Raw genomic sequence first — 1752 nt, 5'->3', positions numbered from 1 at the left:
CCCAGCCAATAAAACTTGCAGCATTATCAAGGTGAATATGAGTTTCTGAATGTGCTAAAGCTCCATCAAACAGCATCGTTTCTTGTGGAACCCACTCTAAAATGGACTGATCTTTCACATGCAAGTGAATATGTTGAAAAGCTTGCTTACCATTGGTTTTATACCATTTTCCCGCACCCGGAGTAGTTACTACCGCATGAGCTTGATCTTTGGTTTCAATTTCAAACGTAAGATGATCTCCTCCTGCAATTCCTGCTGGAGGATGAACAATAATGGCATGACATACACCCGTTCTTTCAGGCCAGAGCATTTTTTGCACCCTAACAGGGCCATAATGCTTTCTATGACTCATTATGGTGCGTGAATTTTCAAAACAAAATCCGAGCTCTAATTGCGCATACCAAAATGGTGCTAAAGAGTTTTTTGAAAACGTTTGTACCTGATTCATTCTGGTTCATATGTTCAAAATAAGTGCTTAAAGTTATAAGCAAAATACGCACCAAATATGAAAATAAGCCCACTGATAAAATTAGATACAATTTTTTGATTTTAATGAGTTAAAAAATCATCAATGTCTAACATAAAACCACAGTAACTTATGGAATTGTTTATACAATAGCGCCCACCGTTGCTTCCATACTTGCTCTCCATGAAACTTTTTTTCGTGTTAACCCCACTTGTCTTTTTAACTGGGTGTATTTTTGGCCAATCTAGTGAGGTCAAACGTGCAGAAAAGATCCTGCACAATTTCGAATGTAAAAATGTAGAGACAAGCCAGCTTGCAACAAGCTCGATTAATTCTTATTACCAACAATCTTTAGCGGTAAGTAAAGAAAAAGCAACTTCATACGTAGAGAGCTACAAAAATGGTGAAGAATTATTCGACATGCCGCTAGACGAAGTTTTAAAGCAACAATATCAACTCTATAAATCAGCATGTGACTCTTTAGGTGGAGTTTCAGCGCAACCCTAATTTATAAGGTATTCATTAGATCGTTTTAGTGGATACCTGCTTTTTATTTTTGTTTTAATAATTATTCCAAAATTTACTCACTTTACCTTTTGTTAAAATTAAATTACATACTTAAACTTTTATTAAGCTCTCATATTTCATAGCCTGTTATTTGCTTTTTTATTTATTTTCCGAGGTTTAGATCATCATGAAAAAAACATTATTATCAGTTGCACTTGTAAGTGCCCTTCTTGTTGCTTGTAGCAAAAACGAAAATAAAGCCGATACAACAACACAAACCTCTGCTCCAGCACAAACTACTGAAGCGAATAACAATGCAGTAGATACTGCTCATACGGCTGAAAACTCACTAGATTGGAATGGCACATATAAAGGCACTCTTCCATGTGCAGACTGTGAAGGCATCAAAACTGATTTAGAGTTAAAAGATGATAAAACTTATGAATTGACTGAAACTTATCTTGGCAAAGGTGATAAGAAACCATTTGAAACCCATGGTACATTTACTTTTGACAAAGATAATACTTCAGTCATTACGTTAGATGATAAAGGACAAAACCGTAAATTCTTTATTGGTGAAAATACGGCAACTGCTTTAGATATGGAAGGTAAGAAAATTGAAGGCTCTTTAGCTGAGCATTATGTTTTGAAAAAATAATTATTTTTAATATAAAAAAACCCGCTCATGTGAGCGGGTTTTCTTTTGAAATCAATTCTTAGTGAGCTGCGAATTGGTTCATTGTGTTTTTAGCATCATCATGTGCTTTAAGAGCGTTGTC

Annotated in this window: 4 protein-coding genes; 2 read left to right on the top strand and 2 right to left on the bottom strand. The window is 35.0% G+C overall.

Annotated features, from left to right (window positions below; translation table 11 throughout):
* The coding region (locus UC75_RS21400; RefSeq protein WP_228137313.1) for an urease accessory protein UreD at positions 1 to 448 on the bottom strand (448 nt) is incomplete at its 3' end.
* Between the two features lie 201 nt (positions 449 to 649).
* Between UC75_RS21400 and UC75_RS11725 the strand changes: the two genes are divergently transcribed.
* Together UC75_RS11725 and UC75_RS11720 are read left to right on the top strand one after the other, a co-directional pair.
* Positions 650 to 973, top strand: coding sequence for a hypothetical protein (locus UC75_RS11725; protein WP_005042208.1), 324 nt, complete (start codon positions 650 to 652; stop codon positions 971 to 973).
* A 187-nt stretch (positions 974 to 1160) separates the two neighbouring features.
* Positions 1161 to 1631: a copper resistance protein NlpE gene (locus UC75_RS11720; RefSeq protein ID WP_049837695.1), complete on the top strand. Its 471-nt coding sequence runs from the start codon at positions 1161 to 1163 to the stop codon at positions 1629 to 1631.
* 58 nt (positions 1632 to 1689) lie between these two features.
* Here the strand turns inward: UC75_RS11720 and UC75_RS21395 are convergent.
* On the bottom strand, positions 1690 to 1752 hold a 63-nt coding region (locus UC75_RS21395), incomplete at its 5' end, for a hypothetical protein (protein WP_228137355.1).

The organism is Acinetobacter sp. V2 (genome assembly GCF_001188385.1).
In the GTDB taxonomy this organism is placed as follows: Bacteria; Pseudomonadota; Gammaproteobacteria; order Pseudomonadales; family Moraxellaceae; genus Acinetobacter; species Acinetobacter oleivorans.
This window is presented reverse-complemented; position numbering and strand designations above follow the sequence as displayed.